This window comes from Neobacillus sp. K501 (assembly GCF_053749995.1).
On record NZ_JBSLYA010000002.1, the window covers coordinates 378,433 to 395,342 of the forward strand.

Sequence of the window (16,910 nt, forward strand, 5' to 3'; positions counted from 1 at the left end):
ATTATCCTTTAAAATATAGAGAAATTATTATGTTTCGGTATGGTTTAAAGTAAAAAGCTAATCGAGTATTTTCGATTAGCTTTTTCGCTTTTATAGAATCCTTTCTTACCCCATTTGCAAAAACACCATGAATCGTTAATATATCAATATTTTTATACTTCATATCGGTGTTTCTCTATACGTCTACATAAAATCATAAGGTGTAAGGTTTTCCATGCCAATCATTGGGTCTACCGTCATCAAAAGCTCTTCTTGTGAAAATTCTGAATCTGACTTTTCATTTGCATTGCCATTTTTTAAAAATGTAATGGTCTCCTGCAGTTTTTGACAAAGGGTCGTATTCCGGCTTTGCTCATCTGCCCTTTTGACGCCCATCCTCAAAGCATCCTCTTCACCACAAAGAATGAGCGATTGTTTACTCCTGGTAATCGCAGTGTATATTAAATTTCTTTGTAACATCCTGTAATAGCTTCTTGCGATTGGCAGGATGACAATCGGGAATTCACTCCCCTGTGATTTATGTACTGAGCAGCAATAGGCATGAGTAATTTGATTCAAATCCTGCCTTGTGTATTCGACCTCATTACCCTCAAAGGAAATGAGAAGTAAATCTTGTTTTTCGGTATTTTCCTTTGCATAAAAGATCGAAATAATTTCGCCGATATCACCGTTAAACACATTACTCTCCGGCTGATTGACTAGTTGAAGAACTTTATCTCCAATGCGGTATTTTACCTCTCCAAAGGTGATTTCTTTCCTTGTTCCATCAGGATTCGGATTGAAAATTTCCTGCAATAAGACATTTAATCGATCAATACCAGCAGGACCTCTATACATCGGGGCCAACACTTGAATATCCTTTGCCGTGTAGCCTTTACTTTTTGCATTTTGGGCCACTTTTTCCACAACCTGAGCAATCTGCGTTGAGTTACAGCGTATAAACGAGCGATCTGCTTTTTTCATCGTTACATCAGCAGGCAAATTGCCCTTTTTAATATCATGGGCTAGTTCAATGATCGAAGAACCTTCAGCCTGTCGGTAAATATCTGTTAACCTTACTGTCGGTATCACTTCAGAGCTTAAAAGATCTTTCAGCACTTGCCCAGGACCTACTGAAGGCAGCTGATCCTCATCGCCAACAAGAATGACTTGAATATTTTCCGGCAGTGCTTTAAATAACTGATTCGCAAGCCAAATATCAAGCATAGAGGTTTCATCGACAATCAGAATCTTTCCTTCTAGTGGACTGGATTCTCCACGATCGACCCCTTCCATCCCATTTAATCCAAGTAATCGGTGGATCGTAACGGCCGGAAGCCCTGTGGATTCACTCATTCGTTTTGCTGCTCTTCCAGTTGGGGCCGCAAGTAAAATAGGAAATGGCTCGCCCTTTTTATGATAATCTTTAGGCTCTAATGAGCAGCCATGCAGCTCAGAATAAAGTTCAACAATCCCTTTAATGACCGTCGTTTTACCGGTTCCTGGCCCCCCGGTCAGAATTAACATAGGTGACATTAAAGCTGTTTGGATTGCCTCCTTTTGTGTTGGAGCATATTGAACCTTAATTCTTTCCTCTAAACTACCCAAGGCCAGCAAAAATTCTGATTCTGGGAACAGATCTTTGTATTCCGTTTGTTGAAGAATCCGGTTAATACTGGTTACAAGTCCTTTTTCTGCGAAAAATAAAGAAGGCAAATAGACTCGTTTTTCTTCACCAATTATTTTCCCCTCTTCTTCAAGCTTAATGATTTCTTGTGATATGTCCGTAAACTCAATTTGATCTCGTTTGTTTTCCTCTAAAAGACTTTGCACCCTGATAAGTAAATCCTCGACATAAATAAAAACATGGCCTGTCTGCATACTCTCGCTTTCAAGTGTATAGAGGCAGGCTGCTTTGATTCGATCAGGATGATTACCGTATATTCCCAATTGATAGCCGAGCTCATCTGCACGTCCAAAACCAATCCCCTCAACATCTTCTACCAGCTGATAGGGATTAGATTGAATCTTATCAAGGGTGTTTTCCTTATAAGCTTGGTAAATTCTCATTGACAGCTGCGGGCCAAAACCATATTGATTTAAGGCGACCATTACCTGTTCGAGTCCTTGATGCTCCATAAGGGTGTCATAAAGCATTTTTGCCTTATCGGGAGGAAGCTTAGGAACTGAGTCAAGCAAGGAAGGATGGTTTAGTATTTTTGATATGGCATTTTCTCCTAGAACCTCAACGATATTTTCTGCTGTTTTCTTTCCAATTCCTTTAAACATTTCACTCGATAAATAACCGATAACCCCTTGCTTGGTTTGCGGAATATCCTTACGAAAATGCTTTGTTTGGAATTGGAGTCCAAACTTTGGATGATCTTTAAATTCCCCATAAAAGATATAGGTTTCCTGTTCATGGATTTTTGGAAAATAACCGGTAATAACCGCTTCCTTATCATCATACTCATCATTTGTTTCTTCCACACGAATTCGCATTACAGTATAAAGGTTTTGTTCATTATGAAAAATCGTTACCAAGTGTTTTCCTTTTACAAACTTTCCTTGCTCTGCAAATAAATCCAATGAGCTTTGCTTGTCCATCTTGATGCTCCCTCCTTTCCATAAAAGTGGCTGTTCTTATTGATTATTTTCAATTAGTTTTTTTGCATGTCCGGCTAAGAGATGATCCGGCTGAATTTCGAGGGCCCTATCAAACATATCCAATGCTTTAACACCATTTTCTTTAAAAGCATAGGATACTCCTAAGTTGTAATAGGCATCAGAATGTTCTTTATCAAGCTCAACACATTTTTCTAATTGTACAATCGCTTCATCGATAAGTTCGAGCTGTGCAAGACATAAACCGTATTGAAAGCGAGCTTCGGCATCATTTTCATCCAGTTCTACACTTCTTTGAAGATAAGGCATGGCAAACTTTCCTTGATCAAGCTGGACGAGTGACAGCCCTAACATGAAATAGTTATCACTGTTGTTAAGTCCTTTTTTCATGGCCATTTCGAACATTTTTTTGGCCTGCTCAAATTGTTCATTGCTGAAATAGATGTTACCTGCACTATAGTAGGCCGCAGCGGCATTTTCATCTAATTGAATGGCCTTTTCATAGAACTTCAAGGCTTTTTCATCATCACCAACTGCCGATAATACATTACCGAAATTTATGTACGCAATTGGGTCCTCTGGGTTTTCTGTAATGATTTCATTAAAAATCTTCGCTGCTTCTTCCCATTTTCCTTCTTGCATGTATTGAACCCCTAATTGGTTTTTTTCCATAAGTTAATCACTCCGTTCTAATTGTGAGTATATCATATCAGAGAAAAAAATCCCCGACTCCAAATAAGGAATCAGGGATGTTTTTAACCTACATAGGTTAAGCGTTCATTATTTTTAAAAACGAGATCAATTGTACCGCCGCCGAGACATTCATCGCCATTGTAAAATACAACAGCCTGCCCAGGTGTTATCGCACGAATTGGTTCATGAAATAGGACTTCAACCTTTTGATCTTCCATCAGACGAACGGTCACTTTATTGTCTTCCTGACGATAACGGAATTTAGCCGTACATTCAAATTCCACTGACTTTTCTCGGTCAGAAACCCAGCTAACATTTACGGCCACAAGTGAGTCAGAATAGAGTTTTTCATTATGAAAACCCTGACCAACATAAAGGATATTTCGTTTTAAATCCTTGCCGATCGCAAACCACGGTTCCCCTGAGCCGCCAATACCTAAACCGTGGCGCTGACCGATGGTATGGTACATCAAGCCTTCATGCTTGCCCTTAACAACGCCGTCAAGAGTTTCCATACTACCAGGCTGAGCCGGTAGATATTGACCAAGGAAATCTTTAAAATTACGCTCACCTATGAAACAAATTCCTGTGCTGTCCTTTTTGGTAGCTGTCGCAAGGTCTGCTTCCTTGGCAATTTCCCGAACTCTTGATTTTTCAAGATTACCAATTGGGAACATCACTTTGCTTAGCTGTTCCTGCGTTAATTGATTAAGAAAATAGGTTTGGTCTTTATTTTCATCTAGACCACGCAGCATTTTGTACTCACCGTCACGAAACTCTACTCTTGCATAGTGACCTGTCGCTAAATAATCTGCACCCAAATTCATCGCATGCTCAAGGAAGGCCTTGAATTTGATTTCTTTATTACACATAACATCTGGATTCGGTGTCCTTCCTGCTTTATATTCTTCCAGGAAGTAGGTGAATACCTTATCCCAATATTGTTTTTCAAAATTAACCGCGTAATAAGGGATACCAATTTGATTACAAACCCGAATGACATCATTGTAATCCTCCGTTGCCGTACAAACCCCGTTTTCATCGGTATCATCCCAGTTTTTCATGAAGATACCGATGACATCGTATCCCTGTTGTTTTAGAAGCAAGGCTGCGACTGAGGAGTCAACACCACCTGACATCCCTACAACGACGCGTGTATTTTTTGGATCCTTTTTTTCCATCATTCTCACCTCTCATCCTAAATAACCATATATAGTTCCAATCGATTTTTTGGGCATTATCAACGCTTTATAATGAACATAATCCTTGCTCCAATCGATTTCCGGGCATTATGAACGCTTTATAATGACCGTAATCCTTGCTCCAATCGATTTCCGGGCATTATGAACGCTTTATAATGACCGTAATCCTTGCTCCAATCGATTTCCGGGCATTATGAACGCTTTATTTTTTCAGACGTGACACAATTCTTGCGGTTTCATCTGCTGCTCTGGTTATTTCTACTTCTGTCGTATTAAAACCAAAGCTGAAACGAACGGAATTGATTAAACGATCTGATTGCTTACCAAACATGGCGACCAGGACGTGCGAAGGTTCAATCGAACCCGCCGTGCAGGCAGAACCGCTTGAAACAGCAATTCCCGCTAAATCAAGATTCACGAGCATTGCTTCTACGTTAGTCCCTGGAAAGCTTAAGTTTAATACATGCGGAAGGGATCTTTCAAGCAATCCGTTCACGTAAAACTCAACCCCATGATCAGTTAAATGCTGAATAAAGGTTTCTTTGAAGCCCTGATACAGTTCTCGCTTTGCTTCCCGCTCTTCGATGGCAATTTTTACAGCTTCCTGAAAGCCTACGATTGAGGCAACATTTTCCGTGCCTGCCCTCCGTTTTCTTTCCTGTTCTCCACCGAAGGAACGCGGCACAATTTTTACTGAATCACGAACGTAAAGAAAGCCCGTCCCTTTAGGTCCGTTAATTTTATGAGCAGAAACGGATAATAAGTCAATTCCGCTATCATTAACATTAAAATTTTCAATGCCATAAGCTTGAACCGCATCGGTGTGAAAAATAGCCTGGTGCTCCTTCAATAATGCACCAATTTCGTTAATCGGCTGAATCGTCCCTACCTCGTTATTTCCAAACATGATCGATACTAAAATGGTATCTTCTCGTAAAGCAGCTTGGAGTTCTGCGATTGAAATCATCCCTGTTTCATCCACTGGTAAATACGTAACCTCATAGCCTGTTTTTTCTAGGCGCTCGCATGCATGAAGCACAGCATGATGTTCGATTAGCGTCGTTATAATGTGCTTTCCTTTATGCTGATAGCTTTCGGCTGCTCCAAATAAAGCCATATTATCAGCTTCTGTACCGCCGCTAGTAAAGATAATCTCATTTTCCTTTGCACCAATACTATTGGCTAAAACTTCCCGTGCTAAGTCAATTTGATGCCTGGCTTCCCTTCCATATGAATGGATACTAGACGGGTTTCCAAATGAGCCATTCATCACTTCTATCATTTTTTCAATAACCCTTGGATGCATCGGAGTGGTAGCGGCGTGGTCGAGATAAATTCGTTCCATCATTACACCTTCAATCAAAAATAATTCCTCTATATACTTTTAACCTTAAATATAAAACATATAACCGTCGACTTCTTTGTCATCACTATGACTTGCCAAATCTTCAAGCGTGGTATGATCGAGAACTCCCTTAATGGCATCACGGATTCGGATCCAAAGCTCCCTTTGAGCTGGTTCTTCATCTTCAATCCCTTCAACGAGGGTGATAGGACCTTCTAGAACACGAATGACATCTCCAGCTGTGATTTTTGATGGAGTGTCTGAGAGGATATAACCTCCGTAGGCACCTCTAATACTTTTTACTAACCCTGCATTTCTTAACGGAGCAATTAATTGTTCAAGATAATGCTCTGATAATTGATTTGCTTGTGCAATCGTCTTTAAGGAAGTCGGACCTTCCCCATAATTTTTCGCTAGTTCTATCATAATCGTAAGCCCATAGCGGCCCTTTGTCGAAATTCTCATTTTTTCAAGCACCTCTTTTCGATATTTCTATATATTAACAAAAATTCTCAGTAATTTAATTGGCATTAGATATTATAGCATATTGTACTTTAATATGCTTTTTCAGATAAAAATGATAGAGTAAAGGTATATGAAGATTTAAGTTGGAGAGATGAACTATGCAGCAAAAGCCACTCGCATTTCGAATGCGTCCAAGAACCATTGAAGAGGTCGTTGGCCAGCAGCATTTAGTTGGCGATGGAAAAATTATTGCCAGAATGGTAAAGGCAAAACAGCTGACCTCTATGATTTTATATGGACCACCGGGAATTGGGAAAACATCGATTGCCAGTGCGATTGCCGGAAGCACCAAATATGCCTTTCGAACTCTTAACGCCGTAACCAATAATAAAAAAGATATGGAAATCGTTGCAGCTGAAGCAAAAATGTCAGGAAAAGTAATTCTCCTTTTAGATGAAGTCCACCGCCTCGATAAAGGAAAACAGGATTTCCTTTTACCCTATTTAGAAAACGGAATGATAACATTAATTGGAGCTACAACGAGCAACCCTTATCATGCGATTAATCCAGCGATTCGAAGCCGTTGTCAAATTTTCGAACTTAAACCACTGGAGCCAGAGGATGTTAAAGCAGCTATACTTCGGGCGATCACCGATGAGGACCGAGGATTCGGTCAATTAAAGGTCAAACTCTCGGAAGAGGCATTAGCCCATTTCGCTAGTGCCTCCAATGGCGACGTGCGCAGCTCCTTAAACGCACTGGAACTAGCTGTCCTTTCAAGCGATGAGGATGTCGATGGAGTCATTCATATCGATGTGAAAGTTGCCGAAGAATGCCTGCAAAAGAAAAGCTTGGCTGCCGATAAAGATGGGGACGGACATTATGATGTTTTATCTGCCTTCCAAAAATCGATTCGCGGCAGTGATGTGGATGCTGCACTTCATTATCTTGGAAGGTTAATTGAAGCTGGTGACCTGCCAAGTATCAGCAGACGTCTATTAGTAATTGCCTATGAGGACGTGGGCTTAGCCAATCCACAGGCAGGAGCACGAACTTTAGCCGCGATCGAGACATCTGAGAGGATCGGATTCCCAGAAGCTAGGATCCCACTGGCTAACGCCGTAATTGAGTTATGTTTATCACCAAAATCTAATTCAGCAGTGATAGCCATCCAGGCCGCAATGGAAGATATCCAAAAAGGCATTAGCGGTGAAGTTCCTGATCATTTGCGGGATGCTCATTATAAGGGTGCAAAAGAACTCGGTAGAGGGATTGGATATTTATATCCACATGAATTTGAGTCAGGATGGGTCAAACAGCAGTATTTACCGAACAAATTAAAAAATAAGCAGTACTATCAGCCAAAGAAAACCGGAAAATTCGAACAGGCTATTGCCAATGTCTATGAGAATATAAAACGAAAAAAATAACCTCTGACTATTTCCAGAGGTTATTTTTATTAAGCAGCAACATCTCTCTTTTTGAAAACATAGAAGGCCAAAAATAGAAATAGGAGATAGTATACTAACAATACAAGAATTGAGAATGACAATGTCATTCCTTCTAGTAACGGGAATCCTTCAACATGTTGCATTAAATCCGTATTTGCAAACAAAATATATTTTGCCCATGAAAACTTTATCGATAAAAGAGCCGTAAATTGACTTCCAGTAAACATTAGGAATAATGATAAGCCAATTGCAAGCGAGCTGTTTCGAAAAACAGATGAGATCATGAACGCCATCGTTGTCAGCATGATCATTTCAATCGAGCTAAGACCGTAATAAATCAATAAATGCACAACCATACTTTGCTCGACCACTTCCCCACCAAAATAATTTAAATAGGGAATTGCCTTTTCTGGCATTCCAAACAGAATTGCACCTAATAGCGTTGAAAAAACAAATAAGATCGAGAGCATCAACAAGGCAAATATCAGTACCGTTAAATACTTGGATAGAAGTATTCTATTGCGATTGATTGGCCGAATAAGTAAGAGTTTCACGGTTCCCCATGTAAATTCACTAGCAACAATTCCAGCCGAAACTATTATGGTAAATAATCCAGCTAATACGATAAGGTCGGAACTATCCTTTACAAATGACCAAACATTATATTTGTCAATTAAAGGAATATCATGTTCGATCCGATATTCATTAATGGCAATTTGTTTTTTATAATACTCCTGCTCCATTTTTAGCGGACTTGATTCTAATTGTCCCTTTAATGCTTCGTTTTCCTGCTGAAGCACCTGCTTCCAATTCTCATCAGCACGAACAGATTGATCCTGAGCCTTCATGAAAATCCCTGTCACTGAAACAATCAGGATTAGAATCGCAATCATTACATATGTTCCGGGCCGTCTAAATATTTTCATCCACTCATTTTGAATAAGGCTAAGCATGATGATCTCCCCCCTTATCTGCGGTGACTTCGAGGAAGCGATCTTCTAATGTTTTAGAGACTTCTTTAATCCCAAAAATTTGAATATTATCTGCTACAAACATTTTAACAACATTCGGAACTTCTTCTTTTGGCAGCTCAACCGTTACACCATTTCTCGAACGTGTTAATGGGATTTTTGGATAATTCTTTTCGATTAAAGCAAGGGCTGTATCACTTGGAATAACTTCAAATTCAAAGCTTGAAGCTTTAGAATGGACAAATTCCTCAACAAGCTGAACGTCAATAAGACGACCGTTTTGAATGATTCCGATCCGATCACACATCATTTCCATTTCGGAAAGGATATGACTGGAAACAATCACTGCCATATTTTTTTCACGGGCAAGCAGTCGGATGTAGTCACGGATTTCTCTTATTCCTGCTGGATCCAAACCATTGGTCGGCTCGTCCAAAATCAGTACTGCCGGGTCGTGTAAAAGACATTGTGCCAAGCCTAATCTTTGACGCATCCCAAGTGAATATGTCTTGACTTTATCTTGAATCCGGTCCGTTAAACCCACCAATTTAACCGTTTCGTTAATTTTTTCTTTTGTAATTCCTTTGGACATTCGAGCATAATGAACAAGGTTTTGATAACCGCTTAGGAATTTATACATTTCTGGATTTTCAACAATAGCACCGACATGCCTGACTGCATCCTCAAAGTTTGTTTTGATGCTTGCGCCGCCAACGGTGATGTCACCAGAGGTTATCCCCATTAAGCCAACAATCATCCGGATAGTCGTCGTTTTTCCTGCACCATTTGGACCTAGGAATCCAAAAACCTCACCTTTGTTAACTTCAAAGCTGATATTATCTATAATGGTTCTGCCCTTGATAACCTTAGTAACATCTTTTAATACTACAATTGATTCCAACTAGGCGCCCCCTCTCATTACTTTTTACCCTCTCACACAAGTTTAACTTATTGAAGAGTAATTTTCTCGTTTTAATAAATCACAATCATTCTAACCAAAAAACCCCGAACAGCATCCTGTTCGAGGCTAAACATTTAATTTTATTTTTCGTCAGCAACTCGGGTAATTTTAATATCAGCCAGCAATTGATTGACAACGTAGCTTGCCATTATTAATCCGCAAGCAGATGGAACAAAGGCATTGGAGGCTGGAGGCATTTGCGCTTTTCGAATGACAGCTTGGTCATTGCCCACTTCTTTCCGAACATCCTCACGAATGACAATTGGGCTTTCGTCTGAGAACACGACGGGAATCCCCTTGTGAATTCTTTCTTTACGCAGCTTTGTACGGATCACTTTTGCAATCGGATCAGTATGTGTTTTAGAAATATCCGCAATCTTGAAGCGGGTCGGATCCATTTTATTGGCCGCGCCCATGCTAGAGATAATTGGGATATTTCTTTTCAAACATTCCTTCATCAGATGAATTTTATAAATAATTGTATCTGATGCATCCACGACAAAATCTAGGCCATAGCTAAAAAACTGCTCATACGTTTCTTCCGTATAAAACATTTTTAAAGCAATAACCTCACAATCAGGATTGATGTCTTTAATCCGCTCTTTCATCAAATCGGCTTTCGGTTGTCCGACCGTAGAAAGAAGAGCAATAAGCTGGCGATTCACATTCGTAATATCCACCACATCTTTATCAACCAAAATTAAACGTCCAACACCAGAACGGGCAAGTGCTTCCGCGGCAAAGGAGCCGACACCTCCGATTCCTAAAACAGCAACCGTGCTGTTTTTCATTATCACAAGGCCTTCTTTACCAATGGCTAATTCATTACGGGAAAATTGATGTAACATATAGTCCTCCAAAATTTAAATTCACTTTTCATTAGCTTTAACCCTAAAAAAATATATCATACCAGCATATAAAAACAAGTATTTTGATAGGAATTATTTGAAATATAAAAATAGCCCTCTGCGTTTGCAGAAGACTATTTTTATAAGGGTCCCAATGATGCCGTCGCGCTTAGTTCCTTCTTTTGATCCCGCTACTTTCGCAGGTGGGTGTTCTATTTCACGTATTAGTAAGTCCCTTTTACCGTATAGGTTGGGGCATTTACGCTACCGGAAAACTCCGAACTCCCGAAGAAATAATGTTGGTCAAAAGTCAGGTAATACAACGTACACTTCAGGACTCTTATTTGATTGCCTTTATAATATCATAAAATAAACACTGATTCAAGGTTCCATGAAAGCGTTTTATTCACTTTTATTATTACGATTTAATGACAAATTAAGCTCTTTTAATTGTGCTTCTGAAACCTCACTTGGTGCGGCCATTAATAAGTCGCTGGCACTTGCTGTTTTAGGGAATGCTATTGTGTCACGCAGGTTAGAGCTACCAGCTAGCAGCATAACCAATCGGTCTAATCCAAGAGCAATACCGCCATGTGGAGGCGTACCATATTCAAACGCATTTAAAAGGAATCCAAATTGCTCATTTGATTCTTCTGGTGTAAAGCCAAGTACTTTGAACATTTTTTCTTGAATTGAACGTTCAAAAATTCTTAAACTTCCGCCGCCAAGCTCATAGCCGTTCAAGACAAGGTCGTAAGCCTGTGCTCTTACCTTAGAAGGATCTGTATCTAAGTATGGCAGATCTTCTCGTACAGGCATAGTGAATGGGTGATGCGCCGCAAAGTAACGGCCTTCCTCCTCACCATACTCTAAGAGCGGCCAGTCCGTGATCCATAAGAAATTGAACTTAGTTTGATCAATCAGTCCTAGCTCTTTTCCTAGCTTCATTCGTAAGGCACCTAAAGCATCCGCCACGACATTTCGCTTGTCAGCAACAAATAGCAGCAAGTCACCCTCACTTGCATCAAGCGTAGTTACTAAAGCCTTTGCATCCTCTTCTGAGAAGAATTTCGCTATCGGCCCTTTTAAGCCCTCAGCGTCTACCTTCAACCATGCGAGCCCTTTTGCACCATATACTCCAACAAACTCTGTTAAAGCATCAATATCTTTACGAGAATACTTGTCAGCAAAGCCTTTTACATTAATTGCCTTAACTTGCCCGCCTCCAGCAACTGCTGCTGCAAATACTTTAAAACCTGAATCCTTCACAATCTCAGAAAGGTCTACCAACTCAAGCCCAAATCTAGTATCTGGTTTATCCGAACCGAAACGGCTCATCGCCTCATCATAGGACATTCTTGGAAATGGTGAAGATATATCAAGACCTTTCACTTCCTTCATAAGGCCTGTCATCATTCTTTCCATTAAGCTCAAGATATCTTCTTGACCTAAAAAGCTTGTTTCAATATCAATTTGAGTGAATTCCGGTTGACGGTCTGCACGTAAATCCTCATCCCGGAAACAACGGGCAATTTGATAATAGCGCTCAACCCCGCCAAGCATTAACAATTGTTTAAATAGCTGTGGTGACTGAGGAAGTGCATAAAATTCACCCGGATGCACACGGCTTGGGACAAGATAATCACGAGCCCCTTCTGGAGTACTTTTTGTTAAAATTGGCGTTTCAATGTCTAAGAAACCTTCAGTATCCAGGAAATTTCGAATATGTTTGGTTACCTCATGACGCATCTTTAAGGTTTCAAAAATGACCGGACGACGGAAATCTAAGTAGCGGTATTTAAGACGAACATCCTCAGAAGCATCCGTTTTATCTGAAATGATAAATGGAGGTGTTTTGGATTCATTGATAATCGTCACTTGTTCTGCATGGACTTCAATCTTTCCGGTTTTAAGGTTCGGATTAATCGTTGCCACGTCACGGCTTACCACTTTACCTTGAATATCAAGAACAAACTCATTACGAATTTTCTCAGCAGTTTGAAGTGCCTCTTTTGATAAATCTGGATTAAAAACAACTTGAACAATCCCAGAACGGTCACGAAGATCAATAAAAATTAATCCGCCTAGATCACGGCGTTTCTGGACCCAGCCCTTTAGGGTTACTTTTTCGCCAATTGCTGATTCTGGAACTTCACCACAAAAATACGATCTGCCATACATGCTTACCCTCTCCTTATCCATGCAACTCTTTAAAATGTTTAATAAATTCGGCTAACTCAATTTCCTCTTGTTCACCTGTAGCCATATTTTTTAAGTTAATCTTATTGTTATTAAGTTCATCGTCGCCAAGGATAGCAACATATTTTGCTTTTAGACGATCCGCTGCCTTAAATTGTGCTTTAATTTTTCGATTCAAGTAATCTCTTTCAGCAGAAAAACCAGCTAAACGCAGCTGCTGCAAAAGACCAACTGTATAATCCTTTGCTTCATCACCGAGAGAAGCAATATAGCAGTCAATGCCTTCATTAACTTCTAGCTCAATCCCCTCAGCATTAAGAGCAGCAATAAAACGTTCGATACTTAAAGCAAAGCCGATTCCTGGTGTTTCTGGGCCGCCAATTTCTTCGGCTAAACCATTATAGCGGCCGCCGCCGCACAAAGTGGTAATGGCTCCAAATCCCGCGGCATCACTCATTATTTCAAACGCTGTGTGATTATAATAATCTAATCCGCGGACAAGATTTGGATCAACAACATACTCAACCTCTAGCTGCTTTAAATATTGCTGTAATTTTTCAAAATAAACTCGGGACTCATCATTTAAATATTCGATAATCGAAGGGGCAGATGCCATTAATTCGTGATTGTGGTCTTGCTTGCAATCGAGAATCCTTAATGGATTCTTTTCAAGCCGGCTTTGACAGTCCTGGCAAAATTCTCCGATCCTTGGTTTAAAGTGATCCACTAAAGCATTGCGGTGAGCTGTCCGGCTCTCTTTATCTCCAAGACTATTGACAACAAGCTTTAATTTTTTCAAGCCCATTTCCTTATATAAGTTTATTGCTAGTGAGATAACCTCCGCATCAATGGCCGGATCATTACTGCCCAATGCTTCGACACCAAATTGAACAAATTGGCGGAAACGTCCTGCCTGAGGGCGTTCATAACGGAACATTGGTCCCATGTAATAAAGCTTTACAGGCTGCGTCGGATAGCCAAACATTTTCTTTTCCACAAACGATCTTACAACTGCCGCTGTTCCTTCCGGTCTAAGGGTAATGCTGCGGCCGCCACGATCCTCAAATGTATACATCTCTTTCTGAACAATATCCGTTGTATCACCAACACCTCTTGAAAACAGGTCTGTATGTTCAAATATCGGTGTCCGAATTTCCTTATATTGATATTTCTCGCAAAGCTCTCTGGCTTTGGCTTCGATTAGCTGCCACTTTTCTACCTCTCCAGGCAGAATATCCTGTGTGCCTCTTGGAATGCTAATTGACATAGCAATGTCCTCCTGTTCAATAAAAAATAAAAAAACTCCCATCCCTTGTATAAATACAAGGGACGAGAGTTATATCCCGCGGTGCCACCCTAGTTGAAGACGGCTGATTACAGCTGCCTTCCTCTTTTACAGTTAACGCCTGCATACGTTCTATTCCTACTAGAGTCTAGCTTTTTCAGAGAGAAGCCTTCGGAGTGTTCATTCATTAAGTACCATGCAGAAATGCTTTCAGCCTAGGGCATTTCTTCTCTTTTCATGTATTTTTGCTTAACTACTATGCTCCATCATTGGTTATATCATGTTTATTATTTACTAATAATACGGAGCATCGATTCCATTGTCAAGCAGGATTTACGATCTTTCCAGATGTTTTTTTAACTTTCTTACATCTCTGATGGATAATCCAAATTCGGAAGCTAGCTCAAATGTCGTATTATGTTGTTCACTTTGAATAAAATCATGAAAATCTACACCAAAAAGCCTATTGTTCATCTCTTGCGTACTCATTCCCTTTTCGTTCGATCTCATCGTTCATTCACCTCGTTCACATCATCTATTACCTCTATTATTTCCAACAATCTAAAAAACTTACCTCTGGCCAAGACGAAAAAAAAGCCGTAATTTTACATTTTAGGCTGATTTTCAGGCCCTTTTACGCTAAAATAAAAGAAATATACATAAAGGGAGAGCATAGATGGTAAAAAGATTTAGTCTATTTTTATTATGTTTCACACTCTTTTTCGGAGCCATCCTGCCACTTGATAGGGGAATCGCGGCAAACGGTACGATTACAATTGCAGCTGATTCGGTGAATATTCGAAAAGGACCAAGCTTAAGCTATCCGCTCGTGAAACAGGTAAAAAAGGGCGATAAATTTACGATTGTAAAAGAAAAGGACGATTGGATTGAGATATACCTTCCCTCAGGAAAAACGGGTTGGGTGGCCAATTGGCTCGTAAAAAAATCAAATGGCGAGTCTTCTTCTGCAGTTTCATCCAACAAAAATGCTGCTGAGGCAAATACTGACCAATTAAGGGTGCGTTCCGGACCTGGGACAAGCTTCCGAATTATCGGGTATTTAAATAAAGGACAAGCTGTCATGATTCTAGAAGAAAATGAAACCTGGTTAAAAATTTCCGCAAGTTTTGGTGAAGGCTGGGTGGCACGACAATACATAAGTTTTAATTCGGGTAAGAAGGCTGAGTCTAAAGAAGAGAATAAAACAACAGGAGAAAAAGCCGTTGTAACTGACATATTGAATGTCCGGAAGGAGCCTTCTACCACAGGTACCATTCTTGGTAAAATCTCAAAAGGGACAACAGTCACGATTTATTCAAAAAAGAATAACTGGGTAGAAATTAAGTTCAAGGACCAAACAGGCTGGGTAAGTGCGGAATATGTTCAAATTGGCGGGAAAACGGAAACTCCATCAAGTAAAGACAAAGGAACGATTGGAACTGTAACAGCAAGCAATTTAAATGTGCGTAAGGATTACTCGCAAAATGCCAGCATTATCGGATCGGTTTCTAAAGGGGAAAGTTATCCTATTGTAGAGGAAGTAAATAATTGGGTTAAGATAGAATTCCAGCCCGGAAGGTTTGGCTGGGCCGCAGGCTGGTATTTTAATCGAGATAAAGAAACGCCAAAACAACCAGTAAAAGAAAGCACGATAACTGTTCTCCATGATGGTAGTAATATTAGAAAAAATGCCACCGTTCAATCAGATGTTGTTCTTCGAGCAAATGAGGGTGAGACTTATCCTGTAAAAAGTATCCGCAATGATTGGTATGAAATCGACTTACCTAACGGGTCTAGTGGATTTATTGCTGGCTGGATTGTCAGCACCAATGATTCCACGAAGCGCATAGAAAAGAAAGGTGCTGATGATTCTCTCCAGTCCAAGACAATTGTCATTGATCCTGGACATGGTGGTGTGGATGACGGAGCATCAGGTCGCAGCGGTACAAGTGAAAAAGAATTAACATTAAGAACGGCGAAACTTTTGTATGACAAGCTAAAGGCCTCGGGGGCAAATGTGTTTTTAACTAGAAGCAATGATTCCTTCATATCACTGCCATCACGGGTAAGAATGGCAAGCACCCATGGCGCTGACGCCTTTATCAGTTTACATTATGATAGCAGCCTCGATCAAAGCGTACGGGGAATGACCGGTTATTACTACCATTCCTATCAAAAAGCGTTGGCTACATACGTTTACAATGCCACAAATGCCCAAACTAGGTTAAAAAGCCGTGGAGTCCGCACAGGTGATTTCCATGTAGTACGTGAAAATCCTCAAAGGGCTGTACTGATGGAACTAGGATACCTCAGTAATTCTGCTGAAGAAATGACATTGAAATCTAGTCAATATCAAGAAAATGCAGCAACCGGATTATATAACGGATTAGCATTATACTTTAAAGAAAAATAAAGAAGCTTTGGCATTATGCCAAGCTTCTTTTATTTACTATCGATAATCAATGTTACTGGTCCATCATTGATTAACTCAACGTCCATCATCGCACCGAAGCGTCCAGTCTCGACACTAATTCCTTTGTCTCGTAAAAGACTGTTAAAGCTTTCATATAGTTGATTGGCCTGCTCCGGTCTTGCTGCATCCATGAAATTCGGCCGTCTCCCCTTACGGCAATCACCATAAAGAGTGAATTGAGATACAGAAAGGATTTCCCCGCCAACATCCAGTAAAGATAAGTTCATCTTTCCTTCAGCATCTTCAAAAATTCGCAGGTTTGCAATTTTATCAGCGAGGAAGACAGCGTCCGATTCTGAATCATCATGAGTAACACCAACAAGCAAAACAAGTCCGCTTGATATTTCTCCGGTCACTTCCCCACCAACGGTGACTCTAGCTTTTTTACTGCGCTGAACAACAACTCGCATTTT

At 40.2% G+C, this 16,910-nt stretch carries 14 protein-coding genes, 1 other RNA gene and 1 other annotated feature; of the genes, 2 read left to right on the top strand and 13 right to left on the bottom strand.

The annotated features are described in order from the left end of the window. Positions 1 to 183 precede the first annotated feature (183 nt). The 5 genes from recD2 to cymR all read right to left on the bottom strand — a co-directional run bounded on the left by recD2 (position 184) and on the right by cymR (position 6,309). Positions 184 to 2,586 (bottom strand): SF1B family DNA helicase RecD2, encoded by a 2,403-nt coding sequence (gene recD2 / locus ACWM35_RS06465; RefSeq protein WP_454816590.1) that lies wholly within the window; start codon positions 2,584 to 2,586, stop codon positions 184 to 186. Positions 2,587 to 2,622: 36 nt separating this feature from the next. Beyond that, positions 2,623 to 3,276, bottom strand: coding sequence for a tetratricopeptide repeat protein (locus ACWM35_RS06470; RefSeq protein ID WP_454816592.1), 654 nt, complete (start codon positions 3,274 to 3,276; stop codon positions 2,623 to 2,625). 83 nt (positions 3,277 to 3,359) lie between these two features. Next, positions 3,360 to 4,478 (bottom strand): tRNA 2-thiouridine(34) synthase MnmA, encoded by a 1,119-nt coding sequence (gene mnmA / locus ACWM35_RS06475; protein WP_454816594.1) that lies wholly within the window; start codon positions 4,476 to 4,478, stop codon positions 3,360 to 3,362. A gap of 223 nt (positions 4,479 to 4,701) precedes the next feature. Next, positions 4,702 to 5,844 carry a cysteine desulfurase family protein gene (locus ACWM35_RS06480; protein WP_454817103.1) on the bottom strand — a complete coding sequence of 381 codons (1,143 nt, stop codon included), beginning with the start codon at positions 5,842 to 5,844 and terminating at the stop codon, positions 4,702 to 4,704. A gap of 45 nt (positions 5,845 to 5,889) precedes the next feature. Further along, positions 5,890 to 6,309, bottom strand: coding sequence for a cysteine metabolism transcriptional regulator CymR (gene cymR / locus ACWM35_RS06485; RefSeq protein WP_454816596.1), 420 nt, complete (start codon positions 6,307 to 6,309; stop codon positions 5,890 to 5,892). A 158-nt stretch (positions 6,310 to 6,467) separates the two neighbouring features. Between cymR and ACWM35_RS06490 the strand changes: the two genes are divergently transcribed. Continuing rightward, on the top strand, positions 6,468 to 7,739 hold the full coding sequence (locus tag ACWM35_RS06490) for a replication-associated recombination protein A (RefSeq protein WP_454816598.1): 1,272 nt from the start codon (positions 6,468 to 6,470) through the stop codon (positions 7,737 to 7,739). A gap of 29 nt (positions 7,740 to 7,768) precedes the next feature. On the opposite strand, the gene ACWM35_RS06495 is transcribed toward ACWM35_RS06490, so the two are convergent. From ACWM35_RS06495 to ACWM35_RS06525, 7 genes are all read right to left on the bottom strand, one after another. Next, positions 7,769 to 8,713 carry an ABC transporter permease gene (locus tag ACWM35_RS06495; RefSeq protein ID WP_454816599.1) on the bottom strand — a complete coding sequence of 315 codons (945 nt, stop codon included), beginning with the start codon at positions 8,711 to 8,713 and terminating at the stop codon, positions 7,769 to 7,771. Further along, entirely contained in the window at positions 8,706 to 9,632 is a 927-nt protein-coding gene (locus ACWM35_RS06500; RefSeq protein ID WP_454816600.1) for an ABC transporter ATP-binding protein, read from the bottom strand. The genes ACWM35_RS06495 and ACWM35_RS06500 overlap by 8 nt, the downstream gene beginning before the upstream one ends. 140 nt (positions 9,633 to 9,772) lie before the next feature. Further along, on the bottom strand, positions 9,773 to 10,540 hold the full coding sequence (locus tag ACWM35_RS06505) for a tRNA threonylcarbamoyladenosine dehydratase (RefSeq protein ID WP_454816602.1): 768 nt from the start codon (positions 10,538 to 10,540) through the stop codon (positions 9,773 to 9,775). A gap of 144 nt (positions 10,541 to 10,684) precedes the next feature. After that, a non-coding RNA gene (gene ssrS / locus ACWM35_RS06510) (6S RNA) lies at positions 10,685 to 10,881 on the bottom strand. A gap of 61 nt (positions 10,882 to 10,942) precedes the next feature. Further along, positions 10,943 to 12,721 carry an aspartate--tRNA ligase gene (gene aspS / locus ACWM35_RS06515; protein WP_454816604.1) on the bottom strand — a complete coding sequence of 593 codons (1,779 nt, stop codon included), beginning with the start codon at positions 12,719 to 12,721 and terminating at the stop codon, positions 10,943 to 10,945. 13 nt (positions 12,722 to 12,734) lie between these two features. After that, positions 12,735 to 14,006 (bottom strand): histidine--tRNA ligase, encoded by a 1,272-nt coding sequence (hisS, locus tag ACWM35_RS06520; protein WP_454816606.1) that lies wholly within the window; start codon positions 14,004 to 14,006, stop codon positions 12,735 to 12,737. 55 nt (positions 14,007 to 14,061) lie between these two features. Further along, positions 14,062 to 14,303, bottom strand: a binding site (T-box leader). A gap of 54 nt (positions 14,304 to 14,357) precedes the next feature. After that, a complete protein-coding gene (locus ACWM35_RS06525) occupies positions 14,358 to 14,534 on the bottom strand; it encodes a hypothetical protein (RefSeq protein WP_454816607.1) in 177 nt (58 codons plus the stop codon). A 166-nt stretch (positions 14,535 to 14,700) separates the two neighbouring features. Here ACWM35_RS06525 and ACWM35_RS06530 point away from each other — a divergent pair, with 166 nt between their 5' ends. Continuing rightward, positions 14,701 to 16,437: an SH3 domain-containing protein gene (locus ACWM35_RS06530; protein ID WP_454816609.1), complete on the top strand. Its 1,737-nt coding sequence runs from the start codon at positions 14,701 to 14,703 to the stop codon at positions 16,435 to 16,437. A gap of 29 nt (positions 16,438 to 16,466) precedes the next feature. Here the strand turns inward: ACWM35_RS06530 and dtd are convergent, their stop codons facing one another. Further along, positions 16,467 to 16,907 carry a D-aminoacyl-tRNA deacylase gene (gene dtd, locus ACWM35_RS06535; RefSeq protein WP_454816611.1) on the bottom strand — a complete coding sequence of 147 codons (441 nt, stop codon included), beginning with the start codon at positions 16,905 to 16,907 and terminating at the stop codon, positions 16,467 to 16,469. Positions 16,908 to 16,910 lie beyond the last annotated feature (3 nt).

Bases quoted from the DNA above. Each gene is read 5' to 3' on its own strand.
- ACWM35_RS06490 (WP_454816598.1), top strand. From the start codon at position 6,468: ATGCAGCAAAAGCCACTCGCATTTCGAATGCGTCCAAGAACCATTGAA.
- dtd (WP_454816611.1), bottom strand. From the start codon at position 16,907: ATGCGAGTTGTTGTTCAGCGCAGTAAAAAAGCTAGAGTCACCGTTGGT.
- cymR (WP_454816596.1), bottom strand. From the start codon at position 6,309: ATGAGAATTTCGACAAAGGGCCGCTATGGGCTTACGATTATGATAGAA.
- aspS (WP_454816604.1), bottom strand. From the start codon at position 12,721: ATGTATGGCAGATCGTATTTTTGTGGTGAAGTTCCAGAATCAGCAATT.
- ACWM35_RS06495 (WP_454816599.1), bottom strand. From the start codon at position 8,713: ATGCTTAGCCTTATTCAAAATGAGTGGATGAAAATATTTAGACGGCCC.
- ACWM35_RS06480 (WP_454817103.1), bottom strand. From the start codon at position 5,844: ATGGAACGAATTTATCTCGACCACGCCGCTACCACTCCGATGCATCCA.
- ACWM35_RS06530 (WP_454816609.1), top strand. From the start codon at position 14,701: ATGGTAAAAAGATTTAGTCTATTTTTATTATGTTTCACACTCTTTTTC.
- mnmA (WP_454816594.1), bottom strand. From the start codon at position 4,478: ATGGAAAAAAAGGATCCAAAAAATACACGCGTCGTTGTAGGGATGTCA.
- recD2 (WP_454816590.1), bottom strand. From the start codon at position 2,586: ATGGACAAGCAAAGCTCATTGGATTTATTTGCAGAGCAAGGAAAGTTT.
- hisS (WP_454816606.1), bottom strand. From the start codon at position 14,006: ATGTCAATTAGCATTCCAAGAGGCACACAGGATATTCTGCCTGGAGAG.
- ACWM35_RS06525 (WP_454816607.1), bottom strand. From the start codon at position 14,534: ATGAGATCGAACGAAAAGGGAATGAGTACGCAAGAGATGAACAATAGG.
- ACWM35_RS06505 (WP_454816602.1), bottom strand. From the start codon at position 10,540: ATGTTACATCAATTTTCCCGTAATGAATTAGCCATTGGTAAAGAAGGC.
- ACWM35_RS06470 (WP_454816592.1), bottom strand. From the start codon at position 3,276: ATGGAAAAAAACCAATTAGGGGTTCAATACATGCAAGAAGGAAAATGG.